This window comes from Sporosarcina sp. P32b (genome assembly GCF_002743335.1).
GTDB lineage: Bacteria > Bacillota > Bacilli > Bacillales_A > Planococcaceae > Sporosarcina.
The window spans coordinates 44,603-63,648 of record NZ_PDZB01000017.1 but is presented as its reverse complement, the minus strand read 5'-3'; the positions used below and the strand labels follow the sequence as shown (position 1 = coordinate 63,648).

Sequence of the window (19,046 nt, the reverse complement as noted above, 5' to 3'; positions counted from 1 at the left end):
TTTGTTGGGGTGGGGATTTGCGCTTCGGAGGGACGCTTTCCCATGGGCGCGACCTTGAGCCTACTCGTCAGCTTCGCTTGCTGTGGGTTCTCAAGGCCAGCGCTAATCCATCGGGAGTCGCCCCCCTACGCATCAATCCGTTATATAGCAAGTAGATGTCACTCTGTATTTTGAATTGAAGCCAAGTTTGTAATCGGCTTTAAACTTAATAATGCAAAAAAAGATGCCCCGAGTTTCTGGGACATCCTTGTGTAGTTAATTCGAAAGTTGTGTTTTGGAACGGTTGCCTGCTTTTCGAATCCAGACAGTTACTAGAATAATGATTAGTAAACCAAGTTGCGCCATGATCGTTTCATTAGTCGGATAAAAACCAATGAAGTCAATAATCGGCAAGCGAGGTTGTACCGTTGTGTTGATCACGTTCGTCAACTGCAATGTATGAAGACTGACGCCAATAATCTTGAAAGCTAGCACATAAATCAATATCGTTGCCACTGCAAAGAAGCGGTGAATTGGAACACGATGACTGAGTTTCATAAAGATGGCCGCCACGATCGCCAATATGAAAACTGCTAGCAATATACCTATCACAAATTCCACCGTGGACATCTTCGGAGCAATCCCTGCATAGAAGACAATCGTTTCCGCACCTTCTCTAAATACAGAAAGGAAGCTGACCGATGCCATGGCGAGTACACTTCCTTTTGAGATTGCTTGACCCATTTGCTTAGATATATAACGATTCCACGAGGCGACGTTGGATTTTTGGTGCATCCAAATACCAACACCTATCATCAATGCAGCAGCCACGAGTCCCACATAACCTTCCATCATTTCACGATCATTGCCTATCGTGACAGATTGTAATACTGTGGACATCATAATCGCAACCACGATACTAAGTGCCATGCCAGCCCCCGCTCCAATATAGACCCATTTACGCATAGCTTGTTGATTAGCATTAGTTAAGAAAGTTAATAATGCCATAATGATCAACAAAGCTTCAAGACCTTCACGCAATAGGATCAGCGCAGAATCCCAAAAGCTGAAGCTGTCATTTGTTTGTAGTAAGGCAATTTGCTGTTTGAAGTTTTGTAGCTGACGTTCGGCCATTTCAAGATCATAGCCGCTATTGGACAACTGACCAATCATCAATGGCAATTCATTTTCTAGCTCCGTATAAAGAGAGGCGTTTTTCGTACGCACTTCCCCTTCCACATTTGGCCAAATCTGAATGAAGTCGCGCAATGACTTCTTTGTGTCATTAAGCTTTCCACTTTGTAGGGAATCTGAGCTTTCATCTAACAATGCCGTCAAGGTTGTCAAAGAATAGTCTTCATTTGCTGTCTCTTTCAACGTACCACTGACGAACTGGTCTACCTTGACAGTTAAATCATCAAACTGTGTCTTCAATATTTCAAGATCAGGTTCTTCTTCCGCCAATGTGATTCGCATGAATGCCATACTCGTTTCAATTGCACCATACGCTGAAATACTTTGCTCACGCACCGGACGTTCATTACGTGTCCAGGTAGAAATAAATTGCTGATTTGCTTGTTCAATTTCTTCTAACGAACCCAACTCGATAGCTTCGTCTAATTCCGTCAGAACCGGTTCCATCAATTGACCGAATTTCTCGCGTTCTGCTAGTTCGTCCACTGGATTTTCCGACTTTTCTAATTCATGTAAGGCTTTAGATAATGAACTTAATAGCTCACCGCGTGTTTGCGAGTCTGCCTGCAATGCTTGTTTTAATGTTTGATCGATGTCTTTTGTGAAATTCGAACTCTCTAGATTCTGTTGTTGCCAAATCATTTCGAATTCTTGTAAGGATGCTAGTGCTTCTGCATCATTTGCTTTTTTTGTTTGCATAATCGAATCGCTGATGGAAATATAGAGTTCACTATAATTAGTTTTTGTGTCAGCAAATGCTGGACGGATTGGCAGTAATATAACGATTAGCAAAACCGCAATCCATTTATATAATCGAGAAGAGTGTGTCACCGATAAAGCCTCCCTTTTGAACTCCAGGGAAGCAAGCGAATAACGCGCTGCCGCGATGAGTAATATATTCATTTAATTTATCTTCACGACCAAAACTGTTTTGGATTGCAATAAATTGTTTGGGATCTTTTTGGAATGAGATGAACAATAACCCTGCATCAAATGTACCTGTCGAATCCATAACGCCCGAACTATAGGAGAATGAACGACGGTAAATCTTCTGTTTGGATTTCTTAGCCAAACGCACATGGGAAGCTTCCGAGATCACATACTCACCGTTTGCATCTTTTTCATCTAAATCTACTTCGTCCATCTCTTTTTCCTTACCTATCGGCGCTCCCGTATCACGATGGCGGCCAAATGTGGCTTCTTGTTCCTGCAGTGCTGTTCTATCCCATGTTTCCAAATGCATTTGAACTCGACGGACAGCCATATACGTACCATTGGTCATCCAACCTTTTGATCGACCCGCATCGATCCAAGCAACTTCATTCATCTCGGCTTCTTTTGATCCATTAGGATTGACTGAACCATCTTTAAACGCAAATAAATTTCTTGGAGTCTCTTTTTTCTTACCCTTCATTGGATAGGAATTAAATCCTGCCTGTGTCCATTTTAATGATACTTTTCCTGATGCTGCGCGCACTAAGTTTCGAACCGCGTGAAACGCAACTTGTGGATCATCTGCACATGCTTGAATACAAATATCTCCACCTGTATAAGCCGGATCTAGCTGATCTTTCGGGAAGTGTGGCAAATCTTTCAGTTCGGCAGGCTTTTTTGATGCTAAACCTAAAGACTCTTTTTCAAATAATGACGGCCCGACACCAAACGTCAGCGTTAAATTCGAAGCATCCAACCCGACCGCTTCTCCTGTGTCTTTTGCTGGAATAAGCATATTGGAAGTCTGACCATCAATCTGTTCGCCATTCATCATGCGTACAGAAATGGGAGTCCACATTTGAAATAGATCCATCAATTCTTGTTGTGAATTCACCAAGACATTCAACGAAGCAAAATATACGTAACTTTGACATTCAGTCGCGATTCCAGATTGGTGCTTTCCATAGAAAGTGATCTTATTTTTTGAGCGGGGATTATCTTCCTCCTCTACCATTCCGAATACTTTAAGAACACTGCCAAGGCCGGACGCACCGATTGCTACACCAGCTGCACCTGCTCCTGTGTACTTCAGCATTTGACGACGCGAAATTTTCTTATCATAGAATTTTTCTTCAGTTTGGTCCGTCATAGTATCACTCCGTTACGATGCCCATCATACTTAATGGTTCACCTAGTTGATTTACTGCTTCTGATAGCGATTTTGTATCTTCTTTCGTTAATTCTTCATAGGATATATAGCCGCCATTGCCATCTTCATATTCGGCAAGTAGACTATTAATCGTTTGGAATTTAGTTTCGAGTTCTTCGACTAATTGCTGATCTTTTGCTGCCATCTTATCTTTTAAGATTTCAAATATTTTTTCCGCACCTTCAATATTTGCCTTGAAGTCATATAGATCAGTGTGAGAATAAATTTCTTCTTCACCAGTAATTTTAGAAGTAGAGACTTCATTCAATAAATCAACTGCCCCTGTGATCATCAAATCGGGTGATACTTCAACAGTTTCTACACGTGCCCGCAGTTCTTTTGCATCTTTAAGCAATTGATCCGCAATCTCCGCGTATCCATCAGTTGTATTTTCCACCCACAGGCCGTATTCAATTTTATGATAACCAGACCAGTCTTCTTCTCCTTCTCCCTCTTCTTGAACATCTGCAAGTCGTGCATCGATGCGTGGATCTAAATCTCCAAAGCTTTCTGCAATCGGTTCAGAGCGTTCAAAATACATTCTAGCGATAGGATAGATTTCCTTTGCTCCTTCTATATCTCCCGCTTTAACAGCGGTAACGAATTTTTCAGTGTCCATCACGAATTCATCCATTTGTTCAAGCGCAAACTCTTTATATGCTTCTGTTTCAGTAGTTAGGTCTACTTCTTCAGTCGCTGCCGGTGCCTTTTCAGTAGTCTCTTCAGCTGTTCCACAACCTGATAGTAAAATTCCTGTTGTTAAAGCAAAGGCTGTTACGAGTGTTTTGTTCATATTTTTTCCTACTTCCCATTGTATAGTTTTATATTATCAATGATAATCGTTCTCAAAACTATGTCAATAGGGAATTAAAGGATATATATGTATTTTCCTAGTATTTATTGTGTTTTTAGAAAATATACGAGATACTATATTTAACTAGATACTTTCTGTAAAGTTCTTTTCATTCCTAATATTTCGTAACATATAATAGGTTGATTCGTCTACTTAGTAATTAGTATGAAGGGAGGGAATCAGTGTGAAAAGAAAAGTCAGTAAGCAACAATTCAATTTCTTGCAACAAGAGTTTTCTTTTCTACAACAGCAAGGCAAAATGAAAGAAGCAGATGCCAACGAAATGCTCTCGCTATATGAATCTAAAGGCGGAACTAATTTCGTGAGAATCTTGCTAGCTTTCGGAGCTATATTAGTGGGGATCGGAATACTGAGTTTTATCGCAGGTAACTGGGCTGGATTAACGCCATTCTTTAAGTTTGGATTAATTATTGTCGGCATGATCTTGGCGTACTTTGCAGGATATAAGCTTGAAGGAAATTATGAACGAACATCTCGCAGTATGTATTATATTGGGGCTGCTATTTTTGGAGCAGGGATATTCTTAATTGGTCAAAGCTTTCATTTACAACATGCAGTGTATACTGATTTTCTATTATGGGGTATCGGAATCCTGCCACTAGCCTACTATCTAAAAGACCAATTGCTCGCAGTATTCGCTAGTGTATTTTTTATTATCTATAGCTTCAGTACTTTCTCAGCTTATGAATTTGGAAGTTTCGGTCCTTTTTGGTTACTTCTATTAATTCCTTTACTATTTTGGATGAATGAAAAGCGATTTGGAAGAAAGAGTTCATTGTTCGTCATGAATGTTTTGCTTAGTGCGGCTTTTATCGTCAATATGCTAGAGTTCTTCCATGTGGATGAATGGATTTCTGTATTGATTGTCTTTGCATTAGGTATTCTTCTTGCACTCGCACCTTTCAAACATTATCATACAGAATCTTCTTGGACGGGTTCCATATTATTTGGCATCACGGGTATTATGCTGACTTTCCCATTCATATGGGATAATTTACGATTTGGCGATTCTGCACCTTACATCTTCACTGTAATATTCGTTATCTTATTGATTTATCTTCTAAAGAACGACAGTTTACCAGCTATTTTGATCACATGTGCGTTAATCTACCGCTATTACACGGATATCTCATATGATTTCATGCCAAAATCATTATTTTTCATCATAGGCGGTTTGCTGTTGATTGGTTTTGGATTCTGGTTTGAAAAATCACGACGAGAGACGGTGAAACGTCATGAATAATAAACGGAATCTATTTCTTGTAGCCTTAATCGTCCCAATCATTCTTTTATTAGCCATGACTTGGAAGCCTTTATACACAGTGAATACAGGGAAAACTATCACACTAGAAACAGTACCTGTTGATCCACGTGATATTCTTTATGGTGATTATGTCAGTCTTCAGTTCGCTATTGAAGAATTCTCGAAAGAAGATCTTGACCCAGCGCTTATTAAAGAATTCTCCAAACATGATACTGGAAAGCTGACAGTGTATGCGGTGTTAGAACAAGAAAAAGGAGATTTATACGGGTTGAAGACAGTTACACATAAGAAACCAAGCGATGGGTTGTTTTTAAAAGGAGATATGTACTACTACGGTGAACATGCTAGCGATGAAACTCAAATGTATTTCGCAAATTTCCTTCCTGATCGTTTCTATGTAGCTGAAAATACCGGCATGCAGTTGGAAGATTTATCACGCAAAGGTCAATTGCTCGCAGATATAAAAATTCGTGATGGTTTTGCTGTGTTAGAAGATGTAAGACCTAAATAAGTCACTTTGTTGGAATAGTGGAAGCCGTTGCTGGGAGTCGTGGGATACACGATTTCTAGTAATGGTTTCTTTTTTGGGGTTTGTATTGTTTTGTACAGGACTACTCGTTGAAGTCCTGTCGGATTACGTTTCTGTTAATTTTGCGTAATAAGCGGCAATGGGTTGCGGTTCTTGCACGTACTTTTCTTTTACCTATTCATCCAGGAGGTTGTGGTTTAGCTGTCTATGTAAGTGGCAAGTTCATTGTCCTCACTTCGGCGCTGGTGGATGGCTTTCGCGAGGAGCCATAGACAGGAAGTTCGCCTGTCTTTGTCTCCTCGCTGCGCCTACCACAGCAGGCGCCTTCGTTGGATAGTGTGAATGGCAGTTCCTACACTTCTTTTTCTAGAAATACATACTAGCTATCACAATGTCACTAATCTTCTCCCTATAAGAACCACAACCAAAGTAAATACCACTCAGTAGCGCAGGCACAACTGCGGGGTAGGCCGTGGCCAGGAGACAACTGGCGTCACTTTGCCAGCTGGCTCCTGGCTGGAGGCAATCCCCCACGTGCCTGCGCGAGTCCAGAAAGCAGACACTCACCAACTTCAGTAAACAACAACCAGTCGAGCAACGACCACAACCAAAAGTGCAACGCCCACCACCTCCTGTTTAGGTATTTCCTCACAACGCCTTGAATTTGTAACTATTTATTCAGTTTATACACTGTTCAAAACTACTATTACTACGTATAATTTAGGTAATCAACTAAAGGAGCTGGAGCTGACCTTGAAGCCTATTTCGAAATTAGCATCAAAGATTTTAGTCGTAGCCCTCTTTGTCACGGCGATCGCTGCAGGTGTCACTTGGAACTATTTACAATCCACTGGAGGAAAAGAAGTTTCCTTTGCCCAGATGGAAAAACTGATTGCTGACCAATCAGGTGCTAGTGTCTTATTAAACGAAACGGCCAAAGGTAAGTTATCGATCACTATAGATCACACAACATACAGCACGATGGTGCGTCCACAAAGTACGTTAGTGGATGACTTGGTACAGAAATATAATGTGTCTTATCAATATAAAGCAGCAAGTTCTGCGGGTGGTTGGATTTTTGGTGGGCTTGTATTGGTAGCTCTATTGACGCTTTTCATTCTTCACAAAAAAGGCAAACTCAATATTGGCCCGTCAGCTATGAAACATCAGGCATCAAAAGCGACTCCGCTTCCAGATATTACAATGGATGACATCGGCGGAATCCCCGAAGAAATGAAAGATGAAATTCTCCAGACATTGGAAGTATTCAAAAATCCTGAAGCTGCGAAAGAAATGGGCATTGCATTGCCTCAAGGTATTTTACTGTATGGACCTCCGGGAACTGGTAAAACATTACTAGCCCAGGCTATCGCAAAAGAAATAGGGGCTACTTTTTATTCTTCTAGCGGTGCAGCTTTTACAGAGTTATTTGTAGGCGTTGGTGCCTCACGCATTCGTACACTTTTTGAAAACGCTCGCAAGCAACGCCCTGCAGTTATCTTTATAGATGAAGTAGATGCATTGGCCGGAAAAAGAAAAGAACATGGTGGAGAAGAATCTGAAAAGACGTTAACCGAATTGCTAGTTCAACTTGATGGTGGAAATGATAATAATGGTGTTTTATTCATCGCGGCAACAAATCGAAAAGATATGCTGGATGATGCATTCTTGCGTCCTGGACGTATCGACTTTACTTTTAACGTTCAATTGCCAGATACAAAAGGTCGTCGCGAAATTATTGATATCCATACCAACGGCAAAACATTGGCATCTAATGTAGCAGCATCTCTTGATACACTTGCAGACAGTACTACCGGATTTTCTGGTGCAGAAATTAGCAGTTTGTTCGAAACAGCTAGCCGCCGCGCTATGCGCGAAGGTCGGAAACTAATTGAGAAACACGATTTGGATTTTGCAATTGACCGTACAATCCTCGGAAATACAGCGCGCACGTTAAGCGACCAAGAAACGAAGCGCCGTGTAGCCATTCACGAATCCGGTCACGCCATCATCGCCGCTCTTACAAAGCCAGGTTCTGTGAGAAAAGCAACGATCATTCCACGGGGTCAAGCACTTGGTTATGTAGCCCCTATTCAAAAAGAATTACATTTATCTACAGCTAGCGAATTGCTTGATCAAGTCAGTATGATCCTAGCGGGTGGTATTGCAGAGCGTCTTTATTTGGGTGAGCACAGTATTGGGGTTGGAGGCGACGTGGAACAGGCCAAAGATATTCTTGAGCGTATGGTGAACACTGGATTGTTCCAGGAAGGATTTTTTTTTATTTTCAATAAAGCTGAGCGAGAAGAAAAAATGCAAATGCTATTTAATCAAGCCGCAAAAAAGACGGAAACACTCATTAAAGAACATGCGTATCAATTTGAAGAGTTGGTCAATGCACTATATAAAGAAGAAACGCTTGAAGGTGACGAAGTACAACGCATCGTCGAGTTACCGACTCCTAAAGATGCGGTAGTGTTTATCTGATAACAAAACAGCGATCATCAATAGGATGATCGCTGTTTCTTTTTGTTTTGCGTCGGTTATATGCGCTTCTCTACCTTCATCGGCCAGCCATCTTTGATCCGCAATGAAATTAACGGTTCCGGAACGGGCGGATTGGATCGAACATTATGGAATAAAAACTTCTTATACAGCACTGACAGGATGAGTGTCGCTTCGAGCAGCGCAAATCGCGAACCGATGCAACTGCGTGAGCCGCCACCGAATGGAAAATAACTAAATGGCGCATACTTATTACCTACCGCAAACCGATCTGGGTCAAATGCACTCGGATCGGGAAACACTTTTTCATTTCGGTGAACCGCATACGGACAAATCATAAACGTACTTCCCTTTTTGAAAGATCTTCCGAACATCTCAACAGCTTCGTCAAGTTCACGATAGATTAGCCAGGCAGGAGGATAAAGACGCAAGCCTTCCTCAATAATTTGCTGTGTGTACGGTAATTCTCGCATCCAATTAAATGGGTTACCTACCAAGTCGGCTGTATTTAGTTCTTCTAACAGACGCTTCTCCACTTTAGGATGCCCTGCAATTTCAGCAAATAACCAACCTAATAAGTTTGCTGTTGTTTCATGCCCGGCTAACAACATCGTCATCATCTGATCGCGTACTTCTTTGTCGGGCAATCCGTTTCCCGCCTCATCTGTCACCGCCATCATCATGCCAAGCAACGAATCTTCGAACCATTCAGGATGCTCTTTCGCTGCCACTAACACTTCGTCAATCATGGCTTCTAATGTCTGTATTGCTTCTTTATGTTTTAAGTTGGCTTTAGTTGGAACAGAAGCCGGTATCATTACAGGACTGAATAAAATTTTGACACTTTGCTCAATCGTTGTCGTGACAGCATCCGCTAGCTCTTTCTCTTCTGACGAGACATCTGTCGAAAACATCGTTCGTGTAATGATCGACAATGTCAATCGCATCATAACAGTATGTATATCTAGTTCCTCTTCATGCTCAAGACGTCCGACTAGCTTCTCGGTTTCATCTACGATGGCATAGGCATAGCGCTCCAGTACATCTTTATAAAACGCCGGCTGAATATATTTCTTCTGCGTCGCATGTCGCTCTCCTTCTGTCGTCAGCAGACCTTCCCCCACTGTTCTTCGCAACACAGTCGTTGTCCGTCCTTTAATAAATGATTGGTCTTGACGAATTAAGATTTCACGAATAGCATCGGGACTGTTGACAACAAACGTCGGAGAAATACCCGTCTTCAATGAAATCACATCACCAAGCGGCTGTACTCGCGTAAAAAAAGCAATCGGGTCACGCACGAATTCCAAATAGTTCTGTAAACGTGGAGTCGCAATATCTTGTACAATAACCATGAATTCTCCTCCAAAGTGATCATAATGTATTACTTCCCTATCTCCTGTATGTATGAATTGATTCTGGATATGCTAGTAAAAAGGAGGTGGGTCAATTGGCAAAAGACGTATTATGTGAAGTAACGAACTGTCATTTTTGGGAATCAGGTAATCAGTGTGGAGCAGATGAAATCAAAGTGATTTCACGAAAAGGAAGAAAAGCAAAAGACTCAGCCGAAACAGATTGTGGTACGTTCATTCCAAAAGGATGATCCACCGAGCAGCAGCCAAGCTTTTATGCTTGGCTGCTTTTTAATTGTAAAGCTAGACGCCTATGTAACGCTTCTCGGTTCATGGTTATCATTTCAACTTGAATGTAGCAGTACAATGGGCAACTAATTCATCTTTCTCGTTGAAGAGTGTTCCTTCAACCAAAGCCGTAGAACGTGTTCTATTAATAACGGCAGCTTTTGAATAAACAGCTTCCTGAACGACCGGCTTCAGAAATTGTGTTGTCATTTGTATCGTCATGACATCATTTGCACCCATCGAACGACAAAGCATTCCCATCGTCGTATCGAGAACGGACATATACATACCGCCGTGAATAGTTCCGCGTACATTATCATAGTGTTGACGATAAGGTAAATATAATTCCACATGACCAGCTTCTAATCTTTGGGTTTGCAGACCTGCAAACTTCCAGAAAGGACTTGTCTCGAAATCTTGTCGAACTTGTTCCAAGTATTCCACTGTCGTATCGTTCATATCATTACCTCCAGAAAATGTAGTAATTGTTCTATATACCATATCGTAAAGACGCACTGACGACAATTCAAATCATTTTACCTTACACTTTAAAATATATGTTTTCTAATTCTTTTCAATAAAAAGTATATATTTTTAATTCACTTTCCTTTATAATGAGATTAATTTCATAAGTTTTTTAATTTAGGAAGAGTACCTGCGAGCATTATGCCAATCCAATCACCTGTTATGTAATGGAATAGAGATCCTCTCTATTGTTATATCAACAAGCGAAACAGAGTAAAGGTCCCTCTCCAATCTGTCATGTTTGTATTATTTCATGTGGATTGGAGAGGGACTTTTTTATGTGAACTTAATTTATAAACACTTTATATAGAAAGGACGGATGTTTCGGTTGGAAAATAAGCTGAAGCTCTACGGCTTTAACAACCTCACCAAAACTCTTAGCTTCAACATTTACGATGTAAGCTATGCAAAAAGTAGAAGAGAGCAGAGTGAGTATATCGCCTATATAGATGAGCAATACAATTCAGAACGTTTAACGAAAATTCTCTACGATGTCACCGAAATGATTGGTGCACATGTTTTGAATGTCAGTAAACAAGATTACGACCCTCAAGGTGCTAGTGTAACGTTAATGATTTCAGAGGAAAAATTCCCTGCATCACAAATTGATCCTTCTTGTAATCAAGGTGCGATCCCCATCTTGCCAGATAAGGATTCCGTCGTCAGTCATTTAGATAAAAGTCACGTAACGGTTCATACGTATCCCGAGTATCATCCGGATAACTCTATTGCGACGTTTCGTGTAGATATAGATGTGTCAACGTGTGGAGAGATTTCTCCTTTGAACGCGCTTGACTACCTAATTGGAAGCTTTGACTCGGACATCATTACTGCCGATTATCGCGTGCGTGGATTTACACGTTCAGTAGACGGCAAAAAACTATTTATGGATCATGCAATCACATCCATCCAAGACTTCATTGATGAGAAAACATTACAGAAGTATGATGCAATCGATGTGAATGTTTACCAGGCGAATATCTTCCATACAAAATTACTCATTAAAGAGATCGATTTACAGGATTACCTATTTAACAAAGACGTTTCAGAATTACCACCAAAAGAACGCCTTCAAATCTCTCATAATCTTCGCAAAGAGATGATTGAAATCTACAGCGGTTCTAACGTTTATGAAAATGAGTGAGGAGAGACCGTTGAAATTATCACAACATCGCGTTCCAATTATGGATGCATTGCAACAATATCAAGAAGCACGTGTCGTTCCTTTTGATGTTCCCGGACATAAACACGGTCGAGGCAATAAGGAACTTGCAGATTTCCTTGGGGAAACTTGCTTGCATCATGACGTGAATTCCATGAAACCTCTTGATAATTTATGTCACCCCGTTTCCGTTATTCGTGAGGCTGAAGAGTTGGCGGCAGACGCTTTTGGCGCGAAGCACGCCTTCTTGCTTGTAAATGGGACAACTTCTGCTGTACAAGCTATGGTCATGACCGCTTGTAAAGTAGGTGAGAAAATCATCATGCCGCGAAATGTTCATCGTAGCGCAATTAATGCCTTGATCTTGAGCGGCGCTATTCCTATCTATGTGAATCCTGGAGTTCAAGAAGAGCTTGGCATTCCACTTGGTATGGCTGTGGATGAAGTAAAGAAGGCAATCGTGGAACACCCTGATGCCAAAGCGATTCTTATCAATAATCCAACTTATTATGGTATCTGCTCCAATATGCAAGCCATTACGGATTTAGCACACGCACACGGGATGCTCGTATTAGTGGATGAAGCACATGGCACACATTTTTATTTCAACGATAAATTGCCTGCTTCCGCTATGTCCGTCGGCGCGGATATGGCTTCTATCAGTATGCATAAATCAGGTGGGTCTTTAACGCAAAGTTCATTTTTATTGATCAATAATGAAGTAAGTGAAGGCTATACGCGACAGATTATTAACCTCACGCAGACAACGAGTGGTTCATATTTATTGATGTCGTCATTGGATATTTCACGTAAAAATCTTGCGCTACATGGTCAAGAAATCTTCGATAAAGTGATCAGGATGGCACAGTATACGCGTGATGAAGTCAATAAAATTGGCGGCTACTATGCTTATTCTAAAGAGTTGATCAACGGAGATACCATCTACGATTTCGATGAATCTAAATTATCCATCCACACGCGAAAAATAGGTCTAGCTGGCATTGAAGTCTATGATATTTTGCGCGACGAATACGATATTCAAATCGAGTTCGGGGACGTGGCAAATATCCTAGCTTATATTTCTGTCGGTGACCGGACACTTGATCTGGAACGTTTGGTAGCAGCTTTAGCAGAAATCAATAGGCGTTATAAAAAAGACCCTAGTTCATTATTCGACCATGAGTATATCAATCCAGAAATTGTCCAGTCACCTCAACAAGCCTTTTATGCGGAGAAAGAATTACTTCCGTTGACTGAATCTTCAGGTCACGTAGCAAGTGAATTTGTCATGTGCTACCCTCCAGGCATTCCGATTGTAGCTCCAGGAGAACGCATTACCGATGAGATCATCGACTATATCGACTACTGCAAGGACAAAGGTTGTTTCCTGACAGGTACCGAAGATTCAAATGTTGATTATATTAACGTAGTGAAGGAGGACGTCTAATGAATCTATGGTTTACCGAAGATCATTCACCCCATACCCGCTTTTCCTTTCGCGTTGAAGAACATTTATATTCCGCGACAAGTGAATTCCAGAAAATTGATGTCTTCCAAACGACTGAGTTCGGTAAGATTTTGACACTAGACGGATATGTCATGGTGACGGAGAAGGACGAATTCATTTATCACGATATGATTGTTCACGTGCCGATGGCTACCAATCCGTCCATACAGAAAGTGTTAGTTATTGGTGCAGGTGATGGTGGCACCGTGCGCGAATTGACGCGTTATCCATCGATCAAACAAATCGATATGGTGGAAATTGATGAGGAGGTTGTGAATGTATGCCAGAAGTTTTTACCGCAAACGGCAGCAAAACTAACGGATCCGCGCGTCACGCTATATTTTGAGGACGGCCTGAAATTCGTCCGTCAACAAGAGAACGCCTATGACTTGATTATTGTCGATTCCACCGATCCATTCGGGCCGGGTGAAGGTCTCTTCACGAAAGAGTTTTATGGCAATTGCTATAAAGCGTTGAATGAACAAGGCATTCTTGTGAATCAACATGAAAGTCCTTTCTACGCTGAAGACGCACGTGGTATGCAGCGAGCACATAAAAGTATCATGGGGTTCTTCCCCGTTTCTAAAGTCTATCAAGCGCATATTCCAACCTATCCTTCAGGGCATTGGCTGTTCGGATTTGCTTCCAAGGAATATGACCCCATAGAAGATTTGGATGCTGAAGCATGGAACGCAATTGGTTTACAAACAAAATATTACAATACCAAACTTCATGTCGGCTCGTTCGCCTTGCCAAATTATGTTAAGGAGTTACTGATTCATGCTAAATAAAAATATAGAAACATTTTTAGGTTTCGAAGCAGATTACGAGGTTTCCTCATTCGTAATTTTCGGTGCCCCCTTTGATTCCACAACATCTTTCCGTCCTGGTACGCGATTCGCCAGTAAAGTGATGCGTAGCGAATCATTCGGTCTCGAGACATACAGTCCTTATCAGGAAGCTGATTTAACGGATTACTCATTATTCGACGGCGGTGATTTGGAATTAAGTTTTGGTAATACAGAGCGTGCTCTCGAGCAAATTGAAGAGTTCACTTCACTTGTTCTGAATGATGGAAAAATCTCTTGCATGATTGGTGGCGAACATTTAGTGACATTAGGCGCTGTGCGCGCTGTTGCGAAAATGCACCCTGATTTACATGTCATCCAATTCGATGCACATACAGACTTGCGCGAAGAGTATTTAGATCAACGTCTATCTCACGCTACAGTTATTCGTAGAATCTGGGATTTGCTTGGTGATAATAAAATATTCCAATACGGCATTCGTTCCGGTGATCGTCCAGAATTCGAATGGGCGGCAAAACATCATGTCTATATGAATAAATTTAATTTTGATGGTCTTGAAGATACGGTTGAAAAACTACAAGGTAAACCCGTCTATTTGACGATTGATCTGGACGTACTGGATCCTTCCGTATTCCCTGGAACCGGTACACCGGAAGCGGGCGGCGTGAGCTTTGTTGAATTGCTAAAAGCGATTATGACAGTCAGTGGTTTGAATATCGTTGCCTGTGATATTAACGAGCTGTCTCCTATCTACGACCAAAGCGGCGCATCAACTGCCGTGGCTTGTAAAGTGTTACGTGAATTAACGATTGCTATAAATAAAAATAACTAATTTGGTGGTGTCTTTAATGGGAAAAGCATTAATTATTGGAGCTGGCGGTGTAGCTAGTGTTGTCGTGCATAAGTGTTGTGAGGTACCAGATGTATTTGAAGAAATCTGTATCGCAAGTCGTACGAAATCAAAATGTGATGCGTTGAAAGAAAAGCTGGATGGTGGACAGACGAAAATCCAAACAGCACAAGTAGATGCAGACAACGTGCCTGAGCTAGTCGCGTTAATCAATGAATTCAAACCGGATATCGTCATTAATGTCGCATTGCCTTATCAGGATTTGACGATTATGGATGCCTGCCTTGAAACAAAAGTGGATTATCTAGATACCGCTAACTACGAGCCGCTTGATACAGCGAAATTCGAATATAAATGGCAGTGGGCTTATAAAGAAAAATTTGAGGAAGCAGGTATTACCGCATTGCTTGGGAGCGGTTTCGATCCTGGTGTAACCGGTGTGTTCTCCGCCTACGCATTGAAGCATTACTTCGATGAAATCCATACGATTGATATTGTCGATGCCAACGCAGGTGATCACGGCTATCCATTCGCAACTAACTTTAATCCAGAAATCAACATCCGCGAAATCACAGCAAATGGACGCTATTATGAAAACGGAGAATTCATTGAAACAGAACCTCTCGAAGTAAAACGCGTCTATGATTTACCTGAAATCGGACCAAAAGATGTCTACTTGCTATACCATGAGGAACTTGAATCATTGGCGAAAAATATTACCGGTGTAAATAAAATTCGTTTCTGGATGACGTTCTCCGAAAAGTATTTGACGCATTTGCGTGTACTTGAAAATGTAGGTATGACGTCTATTGAACCAATCGATTACGAAGGTCAGCAAATCGTACCACTACAATTCTTGAAAGCTATACTACCTGACCCTGCTTCTCTTGGACCACGTACGAAAGGAAAAACGAATATCGGTTGTATCTATCAAGGTACGAAAAACGGCGAACCAAAAACGTATTATGTTTACAATATTTGTGATCACCAAGAATGCTATCGTGAAGTGGGATCACAAGCTATTTCCTATACAACAGGAGTACCAGCTATGATCGGTGCCATGATGATGTTAACAGGCAAGTGGAAAAAGCCAGGTGTCTTCAATATTGAAGAATTCGATCCAGATCCATTCATGGAAGCGTTGAATGAGTATGGTTTACCTTGGCACGAAGATTTTAATCCAACTTTGATAGACTGAGGTGAATAGTGTGAACTTCGATGTACAAGCAGTCCCATCACCTAGTTATGTCGTGGATGAAAAACTGCTGATTACTAACTTAGAAAAAATGAAATCCGTTATCGATCAAACAGGATGCAAGATCTTACTTGCGCAAAAAGGGTTTTCAATGTTTGAAGTCTATCCATTAATCGGACAGTATTTGCATGGCGTTACTTCAAGTGGTCTATTTGAAGCGCGTCTTGGCAATGAAGAGATGGGGAAAGAAGTACACACGTATGCCCCTGCTTTCCATGAAGACGAGTTTGAGGAAATCCTTCGTTACTCTGATCACTTAGTATTCAATTCATTTGCGCAGTGGAAGCAATTCAAAGATCGAGTTCAGAAGCAGGAGAAGCCCATTGAATGCGGAATCCGGATCAATCCTGAGTACTCGGAGATTGATGTGGACATGTACAACCCTTGCTTCACCTATTCACGATTCGGTGTTACGTTGGAAAACTTTGAACCCGATGAACTTGATGGAATTAGCGGCCTGCACTTCCACACGATGTGCGAGCAAAACTCCGATACATTGTGGCGGACAATTCAAATCATAGATGAAGAGTTCGGTCATTATTTACAGAAGATGAAATGGATCAACTTCGGTGGCGGTCATCATATCACTCGTCCTGATTACGACCTCGAGACATTGATTCGTTGCATTCGTTTCATGCAAGATAAATATAATCTCGACGTTTATCTAGAGCCAGGTGAAGCTGTCGCCCTCAACACAGGTTTCCTCGTGGCGACAGTACTTGATACGATGCATAATGGCATGGACATTGCTATTCTCGACACATCGGCTTCTTGCCATATGCCAGACGTTCTGGAGATGCCTTATCGACCAGAGATTATCGATGCTGGTGCGGCAAATGAAAAAGCCCATACTTATCGATTAGGCGGCGCAACTTGTTTGGCTGGTGATGTAATTGGGGATTATTCTTTCGATCAGCCGTTGAAGCCGGGTGACCGACTTGTATTTTGTGATATGGCGCATTATTCCATGGTGAAGAACAATACGTTTAACGGGGTTAATCTTCCGTCCATCGTTCTTCATACGCTGGATAATGAAATCAATGTCGTAAAACAATTTGGTTATGAGGATTTTAGGCAGCGGTTGTCTTAAGATATGTGAGTGGGAATGTGAGGGCACGTTGATCTGCGTTCCAGGCGGACGCGTTCGGGAGGGCTCGCGGTGAACCAACTAGTCGCGGTGCTCCTTTAGTTGTTTCACCTGATCGGGCTGATCCTCCCCGAGTCGCCGCCTTCCACTCCGATCAACTAGTGTCTATTTCTGATTTTGAAAGTGGAGTTCAAATTCCTAACTACTAATCAAACTTACATTATTTTCTTTACTCCATTCGACTATTTCTTTTAAGACATAAAAACCCGATTCGCTGAAAAATGCGAATCGGGTTTTTACACTTTGATACAAATAAGTAATGTGTAAAAGTCTATAATAGTTTAAGGTTTCATTAGAATTATCAATCAACACACTGATACTTTTTATATTCTAGTTCAAGTTAGAATAGTACATTAGTTTTTCATTCCACTCATGAACATCATAAACCAACGTTACTTACCTCTATTCCGCTCTTAAACCTAAAACTTACCACTCACAGTAAGAAGAATCCAATACCCATAATTAGATAGGCTGAGAACAGCACGAGGCCTTCAAACCAGTTTGACTCGCCATCTTGACATATGTTGACGACTAGCAAGGTGGCTGTAATCATGGCAATTAGCTCTGGCCAAGTGAATACGAGCGGCATCGCAGTTGGCATCATCAAGGAAATCAATACAAGAACAGGTGCTACAAACATCGCCACTTGCAATGTAGAACCAATAGCGATTTCAACTGAAATATCCATCTTATTTTTCATCGCCATCGTGATCGCAGATGAATGCTCAGCCGCGTTTCCAACGATAGCAACAATGATGACACCGATAAACAGCTCCGTCCAGCCAAACTTCTCACCTAACGTCCCAAACGTATGCACTAGCTTCTCTGAAACAAATGCGACCGCTACTGTCGAAATCATTAATACTAATATAGCTTTCTTCTTACTCCACTCTGGTACTTCATCCGTCTCATGATTTTCCGAACCGAATACACCACGGTGAGTAAATAATTTAAATACTAGGCCCGCTAAATAAATCAGAATAAGTATGATCGAAATTCCAATACTCAGATTCAGTTCAGTTTTTGTATCCATCGTCATCGAGAATACTTCCGGTATCACGAATGCAACAACTATTGCAAACACTAGTAATGCAGAGTTGAATCGCGCATCATAAATACTGAAGTTCTGCCTTTTATGCTTTAGACCACCCGCAAAAAACGATAGTCCGAGAACCAATAATAAGTTTCCTAAAACAGAACCTGTCAACGACGCCAGCACGATGGCAATCAATCCGGCTTTCAGTGTAAATATAGAAATAATTAGTTCTACCGCGTTACCGAATGTTGCATTTAACAAACCACCAATTCGTGGACCACTAACAATTGCCAAACTTTCTGTAGCTCTTCCTATAAATGCAGCCAGAGCAATAATACTGTAACAGCATAACGCAAACATCCATAAATCTGACCAATTCAAGAATGATGCTATAAATACTAAAGGTACCCCTGTGAACGCCATACCAGTAAATACTTTATTCAGTGTCTCCACCTCTTTTCAAATCCAATTTGTTATAATCTTTCCCTTATTCTAGCCTAAATAAACTGGTTAAAAAATGGTTGATCACTGGTATGAAAATTAACTAAATAACTCATTTGTAAATTACTACTATTAGTATTCAAAAAAAGATGGAGGAGAGTCTGTAAATAAGACTCTCCTCCA

The 19,046-nt window shown here is 41.2% G+C and carries 16 protein-coding genes; 10 read left to right on the top strand and 6 right to left on the bottom strand.

The window, feature by feature from the left end; translation table 11 throughout:
- Positions 1 to 255: 255 nt before the first annotated feature.
- The 3 genes from CSV64_RS12050 to efeO are packed head-to-tail and all read right to left on the bottom strand — an operon-like array spanning position 256 to position 4,109.
- Positions 256 to 2,004, bottom strand: a complete 1,749-nt coding sequence (locus CSV64_RS12050; RefSeq protein ID WP_233190455.1) for an FTR1 family iron permease — start codon at positions 2,002 to 2,004, stop codon at positions 256 to 258.
- Positions 1,979 to 3,256, bottom strand: a complete 1,278-nt coding sequence (gene efeB, locus CSV64_RS12045) for an iron uptake transporter deferrochelatase/peroxidase subunit (RefSeq protein ID WP_099634737.1) — start codon at positions 3,254 to 3,256, stop codon at positions 1,979 to 1,981. Before efeB ends, CSV64_RS12050 begins: the two co-directional genes overlap by 26 nt.
- A 4-nt stretch (positions 3,257 to 3,260) precedes the next feature.
- Positions 3,261 to 4,109 (bottom strand): iron uptake system protein EfeO, encoded by an 849-nt coding sequence (efeO, locus tag CSV64_RS12040; protein WP_099634738.1) that lies wholly within the window; start codon positions 4,107 to 4,109, stop codon positions 3,261 to 3,263.
- A 244-nt stretch (positions 4,110 to 4,353) separates the two neighbouring features.
- Between efeO and CSV64_RS12035 the strand changes: the two genes are divergently transcribed.
- From CSV64_RS12035 to CSV64_RS12025, 3 genes are all read left to right on the top strand, one after another.
- Complete coding sequence (locus CSV64_RS12035) at positions 4,354 to 5,433, top strand: DUF2157 domain-containing protein (RefSeq protein ID WP_099634739.1); 1,080 nt, start codon at positions 4,354 to 4,356, stop codon at positions 5,431 to 5,433.
- Positions 5,426 to 5,965: a GDYXXLXY domain-containing protein gene (locus CSV64_RS12030; RefSeq protein ID WP_099634740.1), complete on the top strand. Its 540-nt coding sequence runs from the start codon at positions 5,426 to 5,428 to the stop codon at positions 5,963 to 5,965. The genes CSV64_RS12035 and CSV64_RS12030 overlap by 8 nt, the downstream gene beginning before the upstream one ends.
- Positions 5,966 to 6,736: 771 nt before the next feature.
- Entirely contained in the window at positions 6,737 to 8,470 is a 1,734-nt protein-coding gene (locus CSV64_RS12025; RefSeq protein WP_099634741.1) for an AAA family ATPase, read from the top strand.
- A 56-nt stretch (positions 8,471 to 8,526) separates the two neighbouring features.
- On the opposite strand, the gene CSV64_RS12020 is transcribed toward CSV64_RS12025, so the two are convergent.
- Entirely contained in the window at positions 8,527 to 9,843 is a 1,317-nt protein-coding gene (locus CSV64_RS12020) for a cytochrome P450 (protein ID WP_099634742.1), read from the bottom strand.
- A 95-nt stretch (positions 9,844 to 9,938) separates the two neighbouring features.
- Between CSV64_RS12020 and CSV64_RS12015 the strand changes: the two genes are divergently transcribed.
- Positions 9,939 to 10,094 (top strand): DUF1540 domain-containing protein, encoded by a 156-nt coding sequence (locus CSV64_RS12015; protein ID WP_099634743.1) that lies wholly within the window; start codon positions 9,939 to 9,941, stop codon positions 10,092 to 10,094.
- Between the two features lie 88 nt (positions 10,095 to 10,182).
- Here CSV64_RS12015 and CSV64_RS12010 read toward each other — a convergent pair whose 3' ends face one another.
- On the bottom strand, positions 10,183 to 10,590 hold the full coding sequence (locus tag CSV64_RS12010; protein ID WP_099634744.1) for a PaaI family thioesterase: 408 nt from the start codon (positions 10,588 to 10,590) through the stop codon (positions 10,183 to 10,185).
- A gap of 385 nt (positions 10,591 to 10,975) precedes the next feature.
- On the opposite strand from CSV64_RS12010, the gene speD reads away from it, so the two are divergent.
- Genes speD through nspC form a run of 6 tightly spaced genes read left to right on the top strand, consistent with a single transcriptional unit; the run spans position 10,976 to position 17,329 of the window.
- Positions 10,976 to 11,800 (top strand): adenosylmethionine decarboxylase, encoded by an 825-nt coding sequence (gene speD, locus CSV64_RS12005; RefSeq protein WP_099634745.1) that lies wholly within the window; start codon positions 10,976 to 10,978, stop codon positions 11,798 to 11,800.
- Complete coding sequence (locus CSV64_RS12000) at positions 11,793 to 13,265, top strand: aminotransferase class I/II-fold pyridoxal phosphate-dependent enzyme (protein ID WP_369823527.1); 1,473 nt, start codon at positions 11,793 to 11,795, stop codon at positions 13,263 to 13,265. Before speD ends, CSV64_RS12000 begins: the two co-directional genes overlap by 8 nt.
- A complete protein-coding gene (gene speE / locus CSV64_RS11995) occupies positions 13,265 to 14,116 on the top strand; it encodes a polyamine aminopropyltransferase (RefSeq protein ID WP_099634747.1) in 852 nt (283 codons plus the stop codon). The genes CSV64_RS12000 and speE overlap by 1 nt, the downstream gene beginning before the upstream one ends.
- Positions 14,106 to 14,966, top strand: a complete 861-nt coding sequence (speB, locus tag CSV64_RS11990) for an agmatinase (RefSeq protein ID WP_099634748.1) — start codon at positions 14,106 to 14,108, stop codon at positions 14,964 to 14,966. The genes speE and speB overlap by 11 nt, the downstream gene beginning before the upstream one ends.
- A gap of 16 nt (positions 14,967 to 14,982) precedes the next feature.
- Complete coding sequence (locus CSV64_RS11985) at positions 14,983 to 16,182, top strand: saccharopine dehydrogenase family protein (protein WP_099634749.1); 1,200 nt, start codon at positions 14,983 to 14,985, stop codon at positions 16,180 to 16,182.
- Between the two features lie 10 nt (positions 16,183 to 16,192).
- Entirely contained in the window at positions 16,193 to 17,329 is a 1,137-nt protein-coding gene (nspC, locus tag CSV64_RS11980; protein WP_099634750.1) for a carboxynorspermidine decarboxylase, read from the top strand.
- 490 nt (positions 17,330 to 17,819) lie between these two features.
- Here nspC and cax read toward each other — a convergent pair whose 3' ends face one another.
- Positions 17,820 to 18,866: a calcium/proton exchanger gene (cax, locus tag CSV64_RS11975; RefSeq protein WP_233190457.1), complete on the bottom strand. Its 1,047-nt coding sequence runs from the start codon at positions 18,864 to 18,866 to the stop codon at positions 17,820 to 17,822.
- Positions 18,867 to 19,046 lie beyond the last annotated feature (180 nt).